This is a genomic window from Aquihabitans sp. McL0605 (assembly GCF_049993875.1).
Taxonomy (GTDB): domain Bacteria; phylum Actinomycetota; class Acidimicrobiia; order Acidimicrobiales; family Iamiaceae; genus Aquihabitans.
In genome coordinates, this window is the sequence record NZ_CP188252.1 from 3,781,523 (window position 1) to 3,797,751 (window position 16,229).

Below are 16,229 nucleotides of genomic sequence, written 5' to 3' on the forward strand. Positions count from 1 at the left end.
AGGTGTCCGCCGCCGCGGGCGGACCTCGCGCCCGCCTGACGGGGCGTCAGTTACGCTCGCCCCCCGTATGCCTGCCCCCTCGATCGCTGACCTCGTCGCCTCCGGCACCGCTGCCGTCGTCACCTCCGAGGTGCAGAACGGGGTGGTGGGCGAGCGCTCCACGCTGCCGGAGCTCGCCGCCGTGGCCGCACCGATGATCGACCGGCTGGCGGTGCTGTGCGGCGCCGCCCGCGCCGCCGGCGTCCCGGTCGTCCACGCCACCTTCGCTCGGCGCGCCGACGGGGCCGGCGCCAACACCAACGCCCGGCTCTTCCTCGGGCTCCAGCGCTCGCCGGTTTCGATGCTCCCGGGCTCGTTCGAGGCGTCGGTGGTGCCGGCGCTCGGCCCGGAGCCCAGCGACCTGGTGCTGAGCCGGCTGCACGGCCTCAACCCCATGGCCGGCACCGACCTCGACCCGGTCCTGCGCAACCTCGGCGTCACCACGATCATCGTCACCGGGGTGTCGGTCAACGTGGCCATCACCAACCTCGTGATGGACGCGGTGAACCTCGGCTACCAGGTGGTCCTGCCCCGAGACGCCGTGTGCGGCATCCCGGCGGCGTACGCCGATGCGGTCATCGACAACACCCTCGCCCTGCTGGCCACGGTGACCACGGTCGACGCCGTCGTCGGGGCTTGGAACGATCTCGCCGAGGAGCGGTCATGACCGATGCGCCCACCGATCCCGCGCCGGGCGGGTCTGCCGGCGACCCCGATCCCGACGGTGACGATCCCCGCGCCGACCTGCGCTGGGGCACGATCGCCGCGGCCACGGTCGATGCCGTCGCCCGCGGCGGCGACCGAGAGGCCGTCGTCGACGGCGACCGCACCTGGACCTGGCACGAGCTGGGCACCGAGATCGACCGGGCGGCCAAGGCGTTCCTCGCCGCGGGCATCGAGCTCGGCGACCGGGTCGCCATCTGGGCGCCCAACTGCGCCGAGTGGGTGGTGGCGGTCCTCGGCCTCCAGTCGGCGGGCGCCGCGCTCGTACCGCTGAACACCCGGTACAAGGGCGCCGAGGCGGGCGACATCCTGGGCCGCAGCCGGGCCCGGATCCTGATCACGGTCGACGGCTTCCTCGACAACCGCTACGTCGGCATGCTCGACGGCCACGACCTCCCGCACCTCGAGCGCATCGTCGTGCTCCGAACCGAGGCCGGCCAGGAGCTCCCCGCCCAGGCCGAGTCCTGGGACGCGTTCCTCGCCGCGGCCGACGGCACGCCCGACGCCGACCTCGCGGCCCGCCGGGCCCAGATCACCCCCGACACGGTCGCCGACCTGCTCTTCACCTCGGGCACCACCGGCAAGCCCAAGGGCGTGATCTGCGCCCACGCCCAGACGCTGCGCACCGTGGCCACCTGGGCCAACGTGGTCGGCCTCGACGAGACCGACCGCTACCTCGCCATCAACCCGTTCTTCCACTCGTTCGGGTACAAGGCCGGCATCATCGCCTGGCTCGTCACCGGCGGCGTGCTCGTGCCGATGCCCGTGTTCGATGTGCCGGGGGCGATGCAGCTCATCACCGAGCAGCGGATCTCCATGGTCCCCGGGCCGCCCACGCTCTACCAGACCATCCTGAACCACCCCGACCGCGACCAGCTCGACTCCTCGAGCCTGCGCCTCGCCGTCACCGGCGCGGCGTCGGTCCCGGTGAGCCTGGTCGAGCAGATGGGCACCGACCTCGGCTTCGACACGGTGATCACCGCCTACGGCCTCACCGAGGCGTGCGGCTTCGCCACCATGTGCCGCCGCAGCGACGACGCCACCACCATCGCCACCACCTCGGGCCGCGCCATGCCCGGCATCGAGGTCCTCGTGGTCGACCCCGACGGCAACGCGATGCCGGCCGGCGAGCCGGGCGAGGTGGTCATCCGGGGCTACAACGTCATGCGCGGCTACTTCGAGAACCCCGACGCCACGGCCGAGACGATCGACGCCGACGGGTGGTTGCACACCGGCGACGTGGGTGTCATGGACGACCGCGGCTACCTGCGCATCACCGACCGCATGAAGGACCTCTTCATCGTCGGTGGCTTCAACGCCTACCCGGCCGAGATCGAGAACCTCCTCCTCGCCCACCCCGACATCGCCCAGGTCGCCGTGATCGGCGTGCCCGACGAGCGCCAGGGCGAGGTGGCCGCCGCGTTCGTGGTGGCCACCACCGGCACCACCCCCGATCCCGATGAGATCATCGCCTGGTCCCGCCAGAACATGGCCAACTACAAAGCGCCCAGGCAGGTCCACGTCGTCGACGCCCTGCCGTTCAACCCGGGCGGCAAGGTCATGAAGTTCGAGCTCCGCAAGCGCCTCGAGGAGGCCCCCTGATGTCCCTGTTCGCCACCGCCAGCCTGCCCTCCAACTACTGGGACTCGTTCAGCACGATCACCCTGCTGGTCCGGGTGATCGTGGGGGCCACCTTCGCCGCCCACGGGTACAAGCACATCTTCCTCGGCGGGAAGCTGGCCGGGACCGCCCGCTGGTTCGACTCGCTGGGCATGAAGCCCAACGGGATGATCCACGCCGTCCTCGCCTCGGCCACCGAGCTGGCCTGCGGGATCATGATGATCCTCGGACTGCTCACCCCGTTCGCGGCGGCCGGCTACGTCGGCGTCCTGCTCGTGGCGGCGTGGACCAACCACCGGCCCCACGGGTACTGGAGCGACTCGGGCTGGGAGTACGTCTCGATCCTGGGCACCTTCGCCGTCTTCATCGCCTCGGTGAGCCCCGGCAAGCACTCGCTCGACTGGGCGCTGGGCCTCGACTTCGCCTTCAAGCCGTTCACCGCGTTCGCCATCGCCGTCGTCCTCGGCGTCGCTTCCGGGGTCGGTCTCCTCGTGGCCTTCTACCGGCCGGACGCCCCCGCCGCGTCGGACGCGTAGCCTCGCCCCGTGACCGCTGACCAGGTGAGCCAGACGGAACCGGCCGAGGAGCCCCGAGCCGCCGATGGGAGGGTGCCCGGCCGTCGCGGCCAGGCCACCCGCCAGAGGCTCCTCGACTGCACGGCCGACATGCTGCGCACCACGTCGTACCGGGACCTGAAGGTGGTCGACATCGCCCGCGAGGCCGGTACCTCCCCGGCCACCTTCTACCAGTACTTCCCCGACGTGGAGTCGGCCATCTTGGTGCTGGCCGACGAGATGGTGGCCACCGGGGTGGAGCAGTTCGCCGACCTCGTCACCGCCAACTCGTGGAAGGGGAAGGCCGGCTACCAGGGCGCCGAAGCCCTCGCCGGCGCCATGCTCACCTTCTGGGGCCAGCACCAGCCGGTCCTGCGGGTGATCGACCTGGCCACCGACGAAGGCGACCCGCGCTTCGCCAACATCCGCATCCACCTGCTCAACGATCTCAACAACTCCCTGGCGGCGGCGGCCAAGGAGCACCAGAAGGCCGGCAAGGGCCAGCCCGACATCGCGCCCGACGCGATCGCCGGCGTCCTGGTGGCCATGCTCGCCCACGTGTCGGCCCACCGGCTCGGGTTCGAGCTGTGGGGCGTGCGCGCCGACGATCTGCAGGCCACCATGGCTCGCATCGTCTACTGGTCGGTCACCGGCCAGAAGCCCGCCACCTGACCCGCTCACCCCAGGCAGCTGACGGCTGGAGGCCTGCATGAAGCTCGATGACGTCGATGGCGACGACTTCCAGATGGAGGATCGCCGGGGCCAGGCCTCGGGCGGCGGCGGCCTGGGCGGGCTCGGCTCGATCCTGGGCGGCAGGGGCAAGGGCGCCAAGATCGGCATCCCCGCCCTGATCGTGGTGGTGATCGGCCTGTTCATCAGCCAGGCCACCGGAGGCGGTGGCGGCTCGGGCACCGGCGGGCTCGACGACGTCCTCAACCAGCTCGGGGGCCAGACGCCCACCGAGCACACGGCGCCGGCCAACACCAACGGGTCGAAGGACGCGCAGTACGTCTTCGTCGGGAAGGTGGGCACGCTGCTCAACGAGTACTGGGCCAGCTACTTCAAGAGCGCCGGCGAGTCGTTCAACCCGCCGAAGGCGGCCGTGTTCGACGCCCCCACCGACACCGGCGGCTGCGGTGTGGGCCAGCCCGAGGCGGGGCCGTTCTACTGCCCGCCCTCGCAGGAGATCTTCATCGACTTCGGGTTCTACGAGCAGCTCGAGAAGCAGCTCGGGTTCAAGGGCGACTTCGCCATGGCCTATGTGATGGCCCACGAGTACGGCCACCACATCCAGAACCTGCTCGGCATCGACGCCGACGTCCGCAAGGCGCAGCAGGGCGCGTCGCAGGCCGAGGTGAACGCCCTGTCGGTGAAGCTGGAGCTGCAGGCCGACTGCTTCGCCGGGGTGTGGGGCAAGTCGGCCTACCAGGACAAGCTGCTCGACGACGGCGACTTCGACGAGGCCATCGACGCCGCTCAGGCCGTCGGCGACGACGCCATCCAGGGCTCGAACGCCAACCAGGAGTCGTTCACCCACGGCACCTCGGCCCAGCGCAAGCAGTGGTTCACCACCGGCTTCCAGTCGGGCGACGCCAGCAGCTGCGACACCTTCTCCTGACCGGCCCCCTCCCCACTTCGTCGGTCCCAGGGTGCGGGGCGCCCTGACGCAGACGAGGTTCGCCGGGGAAAACTGCAACACGTTCTAGAAACGTGCCACAGTGTCAGCTCATGGGGACCGTCTTGCCACAGGGGCGGCTGGTCGTGGGCATGCAGCTCCCGATCCAGTCGAAATCGACCACGTTCGTGGAGCCGTGGGAGGCGCACGCCGGAGCCCCGGAGCTCGCGGCCGTCGCCCAGGCGGCCGACCGCGCCGGGTTCTTCTACGTGGGGGTGTGCGACCACATCGCCATCCCGTCGGAGAAGGCCGAGGTCATGGGCACCGAGTGGTGGGACACCGTGGCCACCCTGGGTTGGCTCGCCGGCATCACCACCGACGTCCGGCTGCTCAGCCACGTCTACGTCCCCGCCTACCGGCACCCGCTGATGGTGTCGAAGGCCTTCGCGACCATCGATGCCATCTCCGGCGGCCGGGTGATCATGGGCGTCGGCGCCGGGCACGTCGAGGCCGAGTTCGACCTCCTGGGCCTCCCGTTCGCCAAGCGCGGCAGCCTCCTCGACGAGTCGATCGACGCCGTGCGCGCCGCGTTCGCCGAGGACTACGCCACCCTGCCCGGCCCCGTGTGGCCCGCCGCCGACCTGGGCCAGCACCCGCGGGCCGTCCAGGAGGACGGGCCGCCGATCTGGGTGGGCGGCTCCTCGCCTGCCGCCCTGCGCCGCGCCGCTCAGCGCGGCGACGGCTGGCTGCCCCAAGGACCGGTCACCCCCGAGATCATCAGCGAGATCAAGGCCCTGCGCGACAAGGCCGGCCGCCACGACGACTTCGACTTCGGCGCCCTCGTCGGGCCGGTCTACGTCGGCGAGGCGGACTGGGACTTCGGCTCCCCGACGCTCGCGGGCTCGCCCGACAAGATCGCCCACGTGCTGCGGAAGTTCTCGGCGATGGGCGTCGGCCAGGCCCAGGTCCGGCTCCGCTCGCGCTCGCTCGACGAGCTCATCGACCAGATCGGCCGCTTCGGCGCCGACGTCATCCCCCAACTCGGCTGAACCCAGCCCCCCCCCGCACGGATCAGGAGAACACATGTTGCTCGAAGGCAAGGTCGCCATCGTCTCGGGGATCGGTCCCGGCATGGGCCGGGACATCTCCCTCGCGTTCGCCCGCGAAGGGGCCAGCGTCGCCCTGGGCGGTCGCACGCTCAGCCGGCTCGAAGCCGTGGCCGAGGAGGTCGAGGCCCTCGGCGTGCGGGCCTTCCCCATGGTCTGCGACATCGCCGACGAGGCCGCCTGCACCGAGGCGGTGAACTCGGCCGCTGCCGAGCTGGGCCGCCTCGACATCCTGGTCAACAACGCCTACGACGGCGGCGACGCCAAGGCGTTCATGGACGCCGACTTCGACCGGTGGCGCCAGACCATCGAGGTGAACCTGTTCGGGTCGCTCGCCATGACCCGCGCCGCCGTGCCCCACCTCGAAGCCACGGGCGACGGGCGCGTGATCATGATCAACACGATGTCGACGCAGCGCATCCAGGAGAAGTGGGGGTCCTACGCCGCTTCGAAGGGCGCGCTGCAGACCGTGATGAAGACGCTGGCGCTCGAGCTGGGCCCGAAGGGCATCCGGGTCAACGGCATCCACCCCGGCTACATCTACGGCGACTCGGTGGAGTGGTACTTCAACCACCTCGCCGAGAAGCGGGGCATCACCTTCCAGGAGGTCTACGACGAGGTGGCGTCGGAGACGTGCCTCAAGTACCTGCCGCACTCCGAGGAGATCGCCGGCACCGCCGTGTTCTTCGCCTCGCCCCTGGCCAAGCCCGTCACCGGCCAGATGATCGGCGTCAACGCCGGCCACTGGTTCAACGGCTAGCGCCACCCCGACCGAGAGGAGCACGACCATGCAGCTGTTCGCCTTCGTCAAGCGCAAGGAGGGGATGTCCCGCGAGGACTTCCTCACCTACTGGCACACCCAGCACGGGCCGATGATCCGCGAGACGCCGGGGCTCGGCGGCCTGACCACGGGCTACGTCCAGTACCCGTCGGCGCCGCAGGACCAGTCCGGCTGGGACGGGGTCGCCGTCCAGGACTTCGCCTCCTGGGACGACTTCATCGCCATGATCTCCGGCCCCGACGGCGAGATGATGCGCCAGGACGAGGCCAACTTCCTCGACTCGTCGAGCATCAAGGTGGTGTTCACCGAGGGCAAGGTGGTCATGATCGATCCCGAGAACCCGACGGCCGCGCCGTGAGCGGCCGCTTCGAGGGCCGCCAGGTGCTGGTGACCGGCGCCGGGTCCGGCATCGGCGAGGCCACCTGCCGCCTGTTCGCCGCCGACGGGGCCGCCGTCACCGTGCTCGACCGCGACGGCGACGCCGCCGCCCGCGTGGCCGCCGACATCGGCGGCCGGTCGGTGGCCTGCGACGTGCGCGACGGCGAGGCCATGCACGCCGCCATCCACGATGCGGCCGCCGCCATGGGCGGGCTGACCGACCTGGTGAACAACGCCGGCCTCGGCACCGCCAAGCCGCTGCTCAGCTACACCGACAAGGAGTGGGCGCTGCTCATCGGCGTCAACCTCACCGGGACCTTCCTGGGCATCCGCGCCGCGGCGCCGATCATGCTCGAGGCCGGCAAGGGCTCGATCGTGAACAACGCGTCGCTCACCGGCGTGCGGCCCACCCGTGGCGAGGCGCCGTACTCGGCCGCCAAGGCCGGCGTCCTCAACCTCACCCAGAGCGCGGCGCTCGAGCTGGCGCCGGCCATCCGGGTCAACGCCGTGGCGCCGGGGATGATCCACACCCCGCTGACCGACATCGTCGTGACCAACGACGAGTGGCGGACCGCCGCCGAGTCGGGCACGCCGGCGGGCCGAGTCGGCCGGGCCGACGAGGTGGCCGAGGTCATCGCCTTCCTCGCCAGCGACGCGGCGTCGTACGTGACCGGCCAGACCATCGTGATCGATGGCGGCTCCGTCCTGCCCAGCCTCCAGTCCGACTCGCTGCTGCGGGCCATCTCCGAGTCCGGCTTCGGGCTCGGCTGATCGACGGGGTGACGAAGCGCTCGTGCTGACCGACACCGACCGGATCCGCAACCTGCTCGGCCGCTACTGCGACCTCATGGACGCGGGCGACTTCGACGGCCTCGGCGAGCTCTTCTCGGGAGCCGTGATGGCCGCGGGCGACGGGCCCCCGTTCCTCACCAGCGGCCCGGCCATCGCCGAGTTCTTCCGCGCCGGCACGCAGCTCCACGATGGCGAGCTGCGGACCAAGCACCTCATCGCCAACACCCGGTTCGACGAGCCCGCGCTCGACGGCACCGTCATCGCCCGGTCCTCCTACGTGGTGCTCCAGGCCGTCGAGGGGCTGCCGCTCCAGCCGATCATCGCCGGCCGCTACGTCGACACCTTCGGGCGCGACGCCGACGACGCGTGGTGCTTCACCGAGCGCCGCTTCCACGTCGACCTCCTCGGCGACCTGTCCCACCACCTGGCCGACCCCACCATCGCCGACCGCCCGGGCTCGTGACCGGCGCCGTCGTCGCCGTCGTCGCCTCCTCGCCGTCTGACCCGCCGCGGTGGTCGTCGGTGCGGTGATCCCGCCGGTACCGTCGGAGCGTGCGTGCCGATCGGACCCCTCGATGACCAGCGGCGACGGCGCGGTCGTGCTCCGCTCGGACCGGGGCCCGGTCGCCACCCTCACGCTCGCCCGGCCGGAGGCGCGCAACGCCCTGTCGCTCGGCGTGCTCGATGCCCTGCTGGCCGAGCTGAGCGGCGTCGACGCCGACCGATCGATCCACGTGGTGGTGCTGGCGGGGGAGGGGCCCGCGTTCAGCGCCGGCCACGACCTGCGCGAGATCGTCGATCAGCCCGACGACGCCTACCGCCACGACCTGTTCACCCGCTGCTCCGAGGTGATGATCGCCCTCACCCGGCTGCGCCAGCCCGTGATCGCCAAGGTGGCGGGCGTGGCCACGGCGGCAGGGTGCCAGCTGGTGGCGTCGTGCGACCTGGCGGTGGCCGCGGCATCGGCCCGGTTCGCCACGCCCGGGGTCAACATCGGGCTGTTCTGCACCACGCCGATGGTGGCGCTCACCCGCAACGTCGCCCCCAAGGCGGCCATGGAGATGCTCCTCACCGGCGCGCTGATCCCGGCCGACGAGGCGCTGCGGATCGGCCTGCTCAACCGGGTCGTGCCCGATGGGTCGCTCGACGCCGAGGTGGACGCGCTGGCGGACCTGATCGCCTCGAAGCCTCCCGAGACGGTGGCGCTCGGCAAGGCGGCGTTCTGGCGGCTGCGAGACCTGCCGCTGGTCGACGCCTACGCCGACGCGTCGCGGGTCATGGCGGCCAACCTCGGGATGGACGAGGCCGCCGAGGGCATCAGCGCGTTCCTCGAGAAGCGTCCGCCGCGCTGGGGCCACGGGTGACGGCGCCCCTGCCGTCGGCCACCTGGATCACGCCGCTCGACCCCGACCTCGATCCGCTGGCCGCGCCCGACGGCATCCGGGTGGCCGTGAAGGACTGCATCGACGTGGCCGGCGTGATCACCACCGCGGGGTCGCCCGCGGTGGCCGCCGTGGCCGAGCCGGCGCCCGTCGACGCCCCGTGCCTCGAGCTGGCCCGGGCCGCGGGGGCGCGGATCGTGGGCAAGGCCAACCTCCACGAGCTCTGCTTCGGTGCCACCGGCATCAACCCGCACTACGGCACGCCCGAGAACCCGCTCGACCGTCGCCGCATCCCGGGCGGGTCGTCCAGCGGCTCGGCGGTCGCGGTGGCCGGCGGCGAGGCCGAGGTGGGCATCGGCACCGACACCGCCGGCTCGATCCGGAACCCGGCGGCGTGCTGCGGCATCGCCGGGCTCAAGACCACCTTCGGCCTGGTGCCGGTGGAGGGCGTGCGGCCCCTGGCCCCGTCCCTCGACACGGTCGGGGTGCTCGCTCGCGACGTGGCCGACCTGGCCGCCGGCGCCACGCTCCTCGACCCCCGGCTCACCGACACCGCCCTCGTCGCCAGCCCGACGGCCGGGCGGCTGCGGCTCCCCGACACCGACCCCACCATCGATGCCGCCATCGACTCGGCGCTCATCGAGGCCGGGATCGAGGTGGTCGACATCGAGCTGCCCGGCTGGGACGCGGCCCACGCGGCGGCCATCACCGTCCTGTTCGGCGAGGCGCTCATCGTGAACGACGACATCTGGCGCCACCACCACGCGGTGCTGGGCGACGACCTCGTCGAGCGCTTCACCTTCGCCCAGGCCATCAGCCCCGCCGAGCTGGGCGATGCCCGGGCCCGCCGCGAGCCGTGGCGCTCGGAGCTGGCCGAGGTGCTCGGCACCGTCGGGCTGATCGTGCTGCCCACCATGACCGCGTACCCGGCGCGCGTCGGCAGGCACGCCGTCGCCCCCAACCCGGCCTGCCCGGCGATCAACCTCGCCGGCCACCCGGCGCTGTCGCTCCCCGTCCCGTCGGGCGGCCTGATGCCGGCCAGCATCCAGCTCGTCGCCCCCGACCACCACGAGCCCCGCCTCCTCGCCACCGCCGCCGTCATCGAGGCCGCCGTCACCTGAGCCGACCGCTCTGTGCCTTCACGTCAGCACGCGCTCGGTGCCGCTGGCGATCGGATCAGGCGAGGGGCTCCATGAGCTCGATGCGGTTGCCGAAGGGGTCGAGCACGTAGACGCGGTCGTAGCCCTCGAGCGGCTCGTCGTCGATCACCTTCAGGCCGGCGGCGAGCACGGCGGCCGCCAGCCCCCGCACGCTGTCGACCAGGAACGCGGGGTGGGCCTTGGTGGCGGGGCGGAAGTCGGGGTCGACGCCGAGGTGGACCTTGAGGTCGCCGCGCTCGAACCAGCAGCCGCCTCGCACCGCGAGGTGCGGCGGCTTGGCGACGTGGGGGATCTCCAGCACGCCGGCGTAGAACGCCACGGCCTCGTCCTCCCGACCCGCCGGCATCGCCAGCTGCACGTGATCCAACCGGATGATCGCCATCGGGCCCGGCCCCTCAGCTCGACCAGGGGCCGACGCCGCCGACCCGGTCGACCGTGATCCGGATGACGTGGCCCGCGGGCGGGTCGGCCATGGGCGGGAACTTCACGCCGGGGCCGATGTAGGTCTCGGCCAGCCGTTGGAGCAGCTCGGGGGCGCCGCCCTCGTCGAGGCGGGCGGTGCCGTAGACGATCAGGTAGTTGCCCATGCCGGCGTGGGCGCTGCCCTCGGCCTCGACGGTGAGCGCCACCCGCGGGTCGTGGGCGATGTTGGTGACCTTCCGCCCGCCCATGAGGTGGCCGATGACGATGTCGTCGCCGTCGAGCCCGATCCAGACGACGCTGAGCTGCGGGCTGCCGTCGGGGTTGAGCGTGGTGAGGTGGGCCAGGCGGCCCGCGGTGATCGCGGTGCGGACCTCGTCGGTGAGCAGGGTCATGCTGATCTCCTGGTTCAGAGTCCGGTGCCGTGGGGGAGGAGGTCGTCGAACGCCGGCTCGCGGCCTTCGCCCTTGGCGACGAACGTCTCCATCATGTCGGCGGGCTGGAACATCCCGGACTGCCAGGCCGCCATGTGGCGCAGGCTGTCGGCGACCGGGTGGTCGCGGGTGTAGGTGGCCATCTCCTTGGTCCCCCAGATGGCGAGCGGGCTCTTGGAGGCGATCTCCTGGGCGATCGCCAGGGTGCCGGCCACGAGCTCCTCCTGGGTGCCGAACACCTCGTTGACCAGGCCGATCTCCCGGGCCCGCGCCGCGGGGACGCGGTGGCCGCGGTAGGCCATCTCGCGGGCGATGCCGTCGGGGATGATCTTGGGCAGGCGCTGCAGGGTGCCGACGTCTGCGGTCATGCCGATGTTGATCTCCTGGACGCAGAAGAAGGCGTCGGCGCTGGCGTACCGCAGGTCGCAGGCCGACACCATGTCGACGGCGCCGCCGATGCACCCGCCCTGGATGGCGGCCAGCACGGGGAAGCGGGCCTGCTCGAGTGCGGTGAACGTGCCCTGGAGCGAGAGCACGGTCTCGCGCAGCTGGGCCCGGACCCGCCCGGTCTCCCGGGACCCGGCGGGCGCTCCCGCCCCATCGCTGCCCGCGCCGCCGGTGAAGACCGCCAGGTCCATGCCGGCGCAGAAGTGCTTGCCCGTCGACGAGATCACGAGCGCCCGGGTGGTGCCGGTGGCGTCGAGGGCCCGGACCGCCTCGGGCAGCTCGGACCAGAACTCGCGGGTCATCGAGTTGTAGGCCTCGGGCCGGTTGAGCTGCAGGTGGGCGACGTGGTCGAGGTGCTCGATGGTGAACGTGGTGCTCATCTCCGCATGTTCGCGCCTGGGTGCCCGACCTGCCGCCGTCGCCGCGCGAGCGATGGCGCGGCCTCCCGATCGGCGTGGCACACTGAAAACGAGAACACGTTCTCGTTTTCGATCGCCACGGCACCGACAGGGGACCCACGTGCAGGACTTGGGAAGCGGCAAGACGGCAGAGCGGCCGGTCCGGTTGGGCGGCGCGCTCGTCACCCTGGTCGAGCCGCACCGCGGCCACGAGGTGGCGTACAACCGCTGGTACGAGCGGGACCACTTCTACGCCGGCTGCATGATCGGCGCCTGGAACATCAGCGGCCAGCGCTTCGTCGCCACCAAGGACCTCAAGGCGCTGCGCTACCCGGCCGACTCGCCGGTGATCCCCGACGCCGACACCGGCTCGTACCTCGCCCTGTACTGGGTCCTGGCCGGCAAGTTCGGCCAGTGGATGCAGTGGGGGAGCGAGCAGGTCAAGTGGCTCCACGAGAACGACCGCATGTTCGAGGAGCGTGACCACATCCACACGCTGATGTACAAGTTCCGCACCGAGTTCGAGCAGCCCGACGGCGTGCCGGTCGAGCTGGCGCTGGAGCACCACTCGCCGTACGTGGTGGTCGTCATCGGCGAGCCCGCCGAGGGCAAGACGCTCGACGACGTCGACGCGTGGTTCCGCTCCCGCCCCCTGCCGGGCGTGGTGGGCGCCGAGCTCACCGCCATCCCGCTGCCCGCCGACGCCGCCAAGGGCGTCAAGGCCGATTCCGCCGAGAACCGCTTCTGCCAGCTCTGGTTCGTCGACGACGACCTCCCTGCCACGTGGAGCGGCGCCGGCGGGTTCGCCGCCCTCGGCGAGGAGTTCACCGCCGCCGGCCTCGGCCAGCTCGTCCTCGTCGCCCCCTTCCGCGCCACGATCCCCGGCACCGACACCTACACCGATCAACTCTGGGACATCTGACGATCCGTCAGGTTCACGAATAGGATTGCCCCCATGGATGAGAACTTCCCGAAGATCATCTCGGTCGATGATCACGTCATCGAGCACGGCCGGGTGTGGCTCGACCGCCTGCCCGCCAAGTACCACGACGTCGGCCCGCGCACCATCCAGGAGCGCGGCGACATGAAGTTCGTGGGAGGCGTGTTCAGCTACGAGCCGTCCGATGATGGTCAGCTGTGCGACTGGTGGCTGTACGAGGACAAGAAGGTCCCGCAGACCCGCCTCTCCGCCGCGGCCGGGTTCGATCGCGACGAGGTGAAGGTCACGGGCATCACCTACGAGGAGATGCGCAAGGGGTGCTGGGACCCCAAGGCCCGCCTCGAGGACATGGACGCCAACTGGACCGAAGCCCAGATGTGCTTCCCGTCCTTCCCCCGCTTCTGCGGGCAGGTGTTCATGGAGGCCGAGGACAAGGTCCTCTCCGACCTCTGCGTCAAGGCCTACAACGACTGGATGGTCGAGGAGTGGTGCGGCGACAGCAACGGCCGCCTCATCCCGTTGACCATCACCCACCTCTGGGACGCCGACCTTGCGGCCGCCGAGGTGTACCGCAACGCCGCCCGCGGCGTGCGCGCCGTCTGCTTCAGCGAGATCCCGCCGTACCTCGGCCTCCCGTCGATCCACAACGACTACTGGGAGCCCTTCTTCCGGGCCTGTTCGGAGACCGGCACCAGCATCAACATGCACATCGGCTCGTCGTCGAAGATGCCGTCGACGTCGGCCGACGCCCCTGCGGCCGTGGGCTCGACGCTCACCTTCGGCAACGCCATGAGCTCGATGACCGACTGGTTGTTCTCGGGCTGGCTGGCCAAGCTGCCGGACCTGAAGCTCGCCTACTCCGAGGGCCAGATCGGCTGGATCCCCTACATCCTCGAGCGGGCGGACAACGTGTGGGAGGAGAACCGGGCGTGGGGTGGCTTCGGCGACAAGGTCCCCGAGCCGCCGTCGACGTACTACTACCGCCAGATCTACGGCTGCTTCTTCGACGACGTGTACGGCCTCGAGAACATCGAGAAGTGCGGCATCGAGAACATCTGCTTCGAGACCGACTACCCGCACTCCGACTCCACGTGGCCCAACAGCCGCGAGGTCGGAGCCAAGCTCATGCGCGACCTGCCCGAGGACGTCATCTACAAGCTCGTCCGCGGCAACGCCATCAAGCTCCTCGACCTCGACTTCGACAAGTAGCCCGCCGGCCGGGCCGTACCGATGCCACCCCACCTCGAGGTCGTCGTGGGGGACATCACCGTGCTCGAGGTCGATGCGATCGTCAACGCCGCCAACTCGTCGCTCCTCGGGGGCGGCGGGGTCGACGGCGCCATCCACGACGCGGCCGGGCCGGAGCTGCTCGCGGCCTGCCGGCTCCTGGGCGGGTGCCCGACGGGCGGCGCCAAGGTCACGCCCGGGTTCCGCCTGCCGGCGGCCTGGGTGATCCACACGGTCGGGCCGATCTGGCACGGCGGGTCCGACGGCGAGCCCGACCTGCTGGCGAGCTGCTACCAGCAGTCGCTGGCCCGCGCCGACGAGGTCGGCGCCCGGTCCGTGGCCTTCCCGGCCATCTCGACGGGCGTGTACGGGTACCCGGTCGGCCCTGCCACCGAGATCGCGGTCGCCACGGTCCGGTCGACGCCGACCGCCGTGCGGCTCGTCCAGTTCGTCTGCTTCAACGATGCCGCCCGTCGCGCCTACGCCACCGCCTTGGCCTGATCGCTGCGCCCTGACGGTGCCAACGGCACCGCCTTGGCCTGACCGCTGCACCCTGACGGCGCCAGACCCGGGCTGCCCGATCATCGGTTCAGCACCGGGTGGGCTGGCCAAGCCCCAGGCGGCGCTTGAGACGGCGTTCGATCTCGTCGGCCTGGGCGTCGGTGACGGGACCGGTGGCGTGGCCGTGCGTCGGGGTGGGCGTGGGGTCGGGTGGGAGGAAGGCTCGGGCTCCGTGCCCGGGCTCGAGGTTCCAGCCGTGGTGCGTCTTGCGCCGGTGGCAATCGGGGCACAACGGATCCTGGTTGGAGAGCTCGGTGATCTGCTCGGTGGCATATGGGACGCGGTGGTCGATCTGGATGGCAATGGTCTTGTTGCACGCGATGTTCGTGCAGCGCAGGCCCATGGCTTCGATGGCGGTGCGCTGGTGGGCGCTGAGCCCGCGCCCGAGGTGGGCGACGTTGACGACGTCGCGACCCTTCGTGACGACGGCGGCGAGGAACGCGTCGCGCATCAGCTCCTTGGCGGCGGAGACGGGGATCGGACCCAGCCCGGCGACTTCGCACGTCTCCCCGGCGATCGTGTGCCCGCGGGCGAGAGCGGCGTGGTCGATGCGCACGATGACCTTCACGTTGTTCCCACCGGGCGGCTTGGGGGCCGCAGCGGGCGGGGACGGTCTCGGTGCGGTGGCGGACGCGGTGGCACGAGCCGTCGCCTCGGGGTCGGCGTCGATGTCGGTGCCGGTGTCCCGAGGCGCCATCACGTGGCCGGTCCTGGCAGGAGACGGCCCGGCAGCACCAGGTGCCGGGGCGCGCACCCGCTCGGGTTCGGAGCTGGGTGCAGGCGTTGCTCCGGACTCGGGTGCTGCGGTGAGCGTGGTGCTGAAGTCGATGCCCGTGAGATGGTGCACCAGGGCGAAGAAGCTGTCGTACTGGCGGTTGTCGAACGTGTCGCGGGTGCCATCGGTGCGCCCCGACCGGAACACCTGCTCATCGAAGGGCCGCAGCAGGGCCTGCAGCTTGACGATGTCGACCGCAGGTCCCTGGATCCACAGGGATCCGGCGCCATCGCCGCCGATTCGGATCCGTCGGCAGCGCGAACGGCGGATCTGCCGCTCGCGCTCCGCTGAGTCCGTGGCCGCGGCCTTCGCCTTGGCGGCCTTGTCCTTGAGCGCCTTGTTGGTGTCGTTCGCCGCCGCCTCGAGCAGATCGTCTTCGGCGGAGGGGTCGGCCGCGGCGCCATCGGTGACCGCGCCCGCCTGATCGGGCGAGAGCTCCCCGTTGTCCATCGCCGCCTTGGTCTTGGGCAGCTGGTTGGCCTTGCGAGCGGTCCCGAGCTGGGCGTGCGCCGCGCTCACGGAGATGCCGGCTTGGGCGGCCAGCCAGTCCGCGGCTGAGGCGTGGCCCTGCCCGCGCCAGGCATCGGTCTTGGCGACGCGCACCGCGGCGAACATGCGGCCCGTGGCTGCGGCCTTCTCCACGACCGACAGGTCCGCGACCACCCGCGCCGCCTCCTCGCCCGTCATGGCGGCTGGATCGAGCGTCTTCACCACCCGCAGTGCATCTGCGCAGAGATCGCCGGTCGTCGTCATGGGCTTCACCCTATCGAACGTACGTTCGATCGGCAATGGAAACATGAGAAATGGATGGAAAGACCCAAATCGGACATCGGACATCGGACATCGGACATCGGGCTTCGGAACCAGCCGGTGGTGA

The 16,229-nt window shown here is 71.3% G+C and carries 19 protein-coding genes; 15 read left to right on the forward strand and 4 right to left on the reverse strand.

Features of this window, described 5'->3' with window-relative positions; all coding sequences use genetic code 11:
* The first annotated feature begins 67 nt into the window (after nucleotides 1-67).
* The 12 genes from ACPPVX_RS17460 to ACPPVX_RS17515 all read left to right on the forward strand — a co-directional run bounded on the left by ACPPVX_RS17460 (nucleotide 68) and on the right by ACPPVX_RS17515 (nucleotide 10,111).
* On the forward strand, nucleotides 68-706 hold the full coding sequence (locus ACPPVX_RS17460; RefSeq protein ID WP_426571852.1) for a cysteine hydrolase: 639 nt from the start codon (nucleotides 68-70) through the stop codon (nucleotides 704-706).
* Complete coding sequence (locus ACPPVX_RS17465) at nucleotides 703-2,364, forward strand: FadD3 family acyl-CoA ligase (protein WP_426571853.1); 1,662 nt, start codon at nucleotides 703-705, stop codon at nucleotides 2,362-2,364. Before ACPPVX_RS17460 ends, ACPPVX_RS17465 begins: the two co-directional genes overlap by 4 nt.
* On the forward strand, nucleotides 2,364-2,918 hold the full coding sequence (locus ACPPVX_RS17470) for a DoxX family protein (RefSeq protein ID WP_426571854.1): 555 nt from the start codon (nucleotides 2,364-2,366) through the stop codon (nucleotides 2,916-2,918). The genes ACPPVX_RS17465 and ACPPVX_RS17470 overlap by 1 nt, the downstream gene beginning before the upstream one ends.
* 9 nt (nucleotides 2,919-2,927) lie before the next feature.
* On the forward strand, nucleotides 2,928-3,608 hold the full coding sequence (locus tag ACPPVX_RS17475; protein ID WP_426571855.1) for a TetR family transcriptional regulator: 681 nt from the start codon (nucleotides 2,928-2,930) through the stop codon (nucleotides 3,606-3,608).
* Nucleotides 3,609-3,645: 37 nt separating this feature from the next.
* A complete protein-coding gene (gene ypfJ / locus ACPPVX_RS17480) occupies nucleotides 3,646-4,554 on the forward strand; it encodes a KPN_02809 family neutral zinc metallopeptidase (protein WP_426571856.1) in 909 nt (302 codons plus the stop codon).
* Nucleotides 4,555-4,664: 110 nt separating this feature from the next.
* A complete protein-coding gene (locus tag ACPPVX_RS17485) occupies nucleotides 4,665-5,600 on the forward strand; it encodes a TIGR03619 family F420-dependent LLM class oxidoreductase (RefSeq protein ID WP_426571857.1) in 936 nt (311 codons plus the stop codon).
* 34 nt (nucleotides 5,601-5,634) lie between these two features.
* Entirely contained in the window at nucleotides 5,635-6,417 is a 783-nt protein-coding gene (locus tag ACPPVX_RS17490; RefSeq protein ID WP_426571858.1) for an SDR family oxidoreductase, read from the forward strand.
* A gap of 28 nt (nucleotides 6,418-6,445) precedes the next feature.
* Complete coding sequence (locus ACPPVX_RS17495; protein ID WP_426571859.1) at nucleotides 6,446-6,796, forward strand: EthD domain-containing protein; 351 nt, start codon at nucleotides 6,446-6,448, stop codon at nucleotides 6,794-6,796.
* Entirely contained in the window at nucleotides 6,793-7,587 is a 795-nt protein-coding gene (locus tag ACPPVX_RS17500) for an SDR family NAD(P)-dependent oxidoreductase (RefSeq protein WP_426571860.1), read from the forward strand. Before ACPPVX_RS17495 ends, ACPPVX_RS17500 begins: the two co-directional genes overlap by 4 nt.
* Before the next feature lie 22 nt (nucleotides 7,588-7,609).
* The gene (locus ACPPVX_RS17505; RefSeq protein ID WP_426571861.1) at nucleotides 7,610-8,071 is read left to right on the forward strand and encodes a nuclear transport factor 2 family protein; all 462 of its coding nucleotides are present in this window, start codon (nucleotides 7,610-7,612) and stop codon (nucleotides 8,069-8,071) included.
* Nucleotides 8,072-8,183: 112 nt separating this feature from the next.
* Complete coding sequence (locus ACPPVX_RS17510; protein ID WP_426571862.1) at nucleotides 8,184-8,972, forward strand: enoyl-CoA hydratase; 789 nt, start codon at nucleotides 8,184-8,186, stop codon at nucleotides 8,970-8,972.
* A complete protein-coding gene (locus tag ACPPVX_RS17515) occupies nucleotides 8,969-10,111 on the forward strand; it encodes an amidase (protein ID WP_426571863.1) in 1,143 nt (380 codons plus the stop codon). The genes ACPPVX_RS17510 and ACPPVX_RS17515 overlap by 4 nt, the downstream gene beginning before the upstream one ends.
* A 55-nt stretch (nucleotides 10,112-10,166) precedes the next feature.
* On the opposite strand, the gene ACPPVX_RS17520 is transcribed toward ACPPVX_RS17515, so the two are convergent.
* The 3 genes from ACPPVX_RS17520 to ACPPVX_RS17530 are packed head-to-tail and all read right to left on the reverse strand — an operon-like array spanning nucleotide 10,167 to nucleotide 11,831.
* Entirely contained in the window at nucleotides 10,167-10,532 is a 366-nt protein-coding gene (locus ACPPVX_RS17520; protein WP_426571864.1) for a VOC family protein, read from the reverse strand.
* A 13-nt stretch (nucleotides 10,533-10,545) separates the two neighbouring features.
* Nucleotides 10,546-10,965, reverse strand: coding sequence for a PPOX class F420-dependent oxidoreductase (locus ACPPVX_RS17525; protein ID WP_426571865.1), 420 nt, complete (start codon nucleotides 10,963-10,965; stop codon nucleotides 10,546-10,548).
* A gap of 14 nt (nucleotides 10,966-10,979) precedes the next feature.
* A complete protein-coding gene (locus ACPPVX_RS17530; protein ID WP_426571866.1) occupies nucleotides 10,980-11,831 on the reverse strand; it encodes a crotonase/enoyl-CoA hydratase family protein in 852 nt (283 codons plus the stop codon).
* A 139-nt stretch (nucleotides 11,832-11,970) separates the two neighbouring features.
* Between ACPPVX_RS17530 and ACPPVX_RS17535 the strand changes: the two genes are divergently transcribed.
* Genes ACPPVX_RS17535 through ACPPVX_RS17545 form a run of 3 tightly spaced genes read left to right on the forward strand, consistent with a single transcriptional unit; the run spans nucleotide 11,971 to nucleotide 14,517 of the window.
* Nucleotides 11,971-12,771 (forward strand): hypothetical protein, encoded by an 801-nt coding sequence (locus tag ACPPVX_RS17535; RefSeq protein WP_426571867.1) that lies wholly within the window; start codon nucleotides 11,971-11,973, stop codon nucleotides 12,769-12,771.
* Between the two features lie 33 nt (nucleotides 12,772-12,804).
* The gene (locus tag ACPPVX_RS17540) at nucleotides 12,805-13,998 is read left to right on the forward strand and encodes an amidohydrolase family protein (protein ID WP_426571868.1); all 1,194 of its coding nucleotides are present in this window, start codon (nucleotides 12,805-12,807) and stop codon (nucleotides 13,996-13,998) included.
* 21 nt (nucleotides 13,999-14,019) lie between these two features.
* Nucleotides 14,020-14,517, forward strand: a complete 498-nt coding sequence (locus ACPPVX_RS17545) for an O-acetyl-ADP-ribose deacetylase (RefSeq protein WP_426571869.1) — start codon at nucleotides 14,020-14,022, stop codon at nucleotides 14,515-14,517.
* An 88-nt stretch (nucleotides 14,518-14,605) separates the two neighbouring features.
* On the opposite strand, the gene ACPPVX_RS17550 is transcribed toward ACPPVX_RS17545, so the two are convergent.
* On the reverse strand, nucleotides 14,606-16,105 hold the full coding sequence (locus ACPPVX_RS17550; protein ID WP_426571870.1) for an HNH endonuclease signature motif containing protein: 1,500 nt from the start codon (nucleotides 16,103-16,105) through the stop codon (nucleotides 14,606-14,608).
* Between the last annotated feature and the right edge of the window lie 124 nt (nucleotides 16,106-16,229).

Excerpts from the sequence above, each read along its gene's own strand:
- ACPPVX_RS17460 (WP_426571852.1), top strand. The coding sequence starts at position 68 with ATGCCTGCCCCCTCGATCGCTGACCTCGTCGCCTCCGGCACCGCTGCC.
- ACPPVX_RS17465 (WP_426571853.1), top strand. The coding sequence starts at position 703 with ATGACCGATGCGCCCACCGATCCCGCGCCGGGCGGGTCTGCCGGCGAC.
- ACPPVX_RS17470 (WP_426571854.1), top strand. The coding sequence starts at position 2,364 with ATGTCCCTGTTCGCCACCGCCAGCCTGCCCTCCAACTACTGGGACTCG.
- ypfJ (WP_426571856.1), top strand. The coding sequence starts at position 3,646 with ATGAAGCTCGATGACGTCGATGGCGACGACTTCCAGATGGAGGATCGC.
- ACPPVX_RS17485 (WP_426571857.1), top strand. The coding sequence starts at position 4,665 with ATGGGGACCGTCTTGCCACAGGGGCGGCTGGTCGTGGGCATGCAGCTC.
- ACPPVX_RS17490 (WP_426571858.1), top strand. The coding sequence starts at position 5,635 with ATGTTGCTCGAAGGCAAGGTCGCCATCGTCTCGGGGATCGGTCCCGGC.
- ACPPVX_RS17495 (WP_426571859.1), top strand. The coding sequence starts at position 6,446 with ATGCAGCTGTTCGCCTTCGTCAAGCGCAAGGAGGGGATGTCCCGCGAG.
- ACPPVX_RS17510 (WP_426571862.1), top strand. The coding sequence starts at position 8,184 with ATGACCAGCGGCGACGGCGCGGTCGTGCTCCGCTCGGACCGGGGCCCG.
- ACPPVX_RS17520 (WP_426571864.1), bottom strand. The coding sequence starts at position 10,532 with ATGGCGATCATCCGGTTGGATCACGTGCAGCTGGCGATGCCGGCGGGT.
- ACPPVX_RS17525 (WP_426571865.1), bottom strand. The coding sequence starts at position 10,965 with ATGACCCTGCTCACCGACGAGGTCCGCACCGCGATCACCGCGGGCCGC.
- ACPPVX_RS17530 (WP_426571866.1), bottom strand. The coding sequence starts at position 11,831 with ATGAGCACCACGTTCACCATCGAGCACCTCGACCACGTCGCCCACCTG.
- ACPPVX_RS17540 (WP_426571868.1), top strand. The coding sequence starts at position 12,805 with ATGGATGAGAACTTCCCGAAGATCATCTCGGTCGATGATCACGTCATC.
- ACPPVX_RS17545 (WP_426571869.1), top strand. The coding sequence starts at position 14,020 with ATGCCACCCCACCTCGAGGTCGTCGTGGGGGACATCACCGTGCTCGAG.
- ACPPVX_RS17550 (WP_426571870.1), bottom strand. The coding sequence starts at position 16,105 with ATGACGACGACCGGCGATCTCTGCGCAGATGCACTGCGGGTGGTGAAG.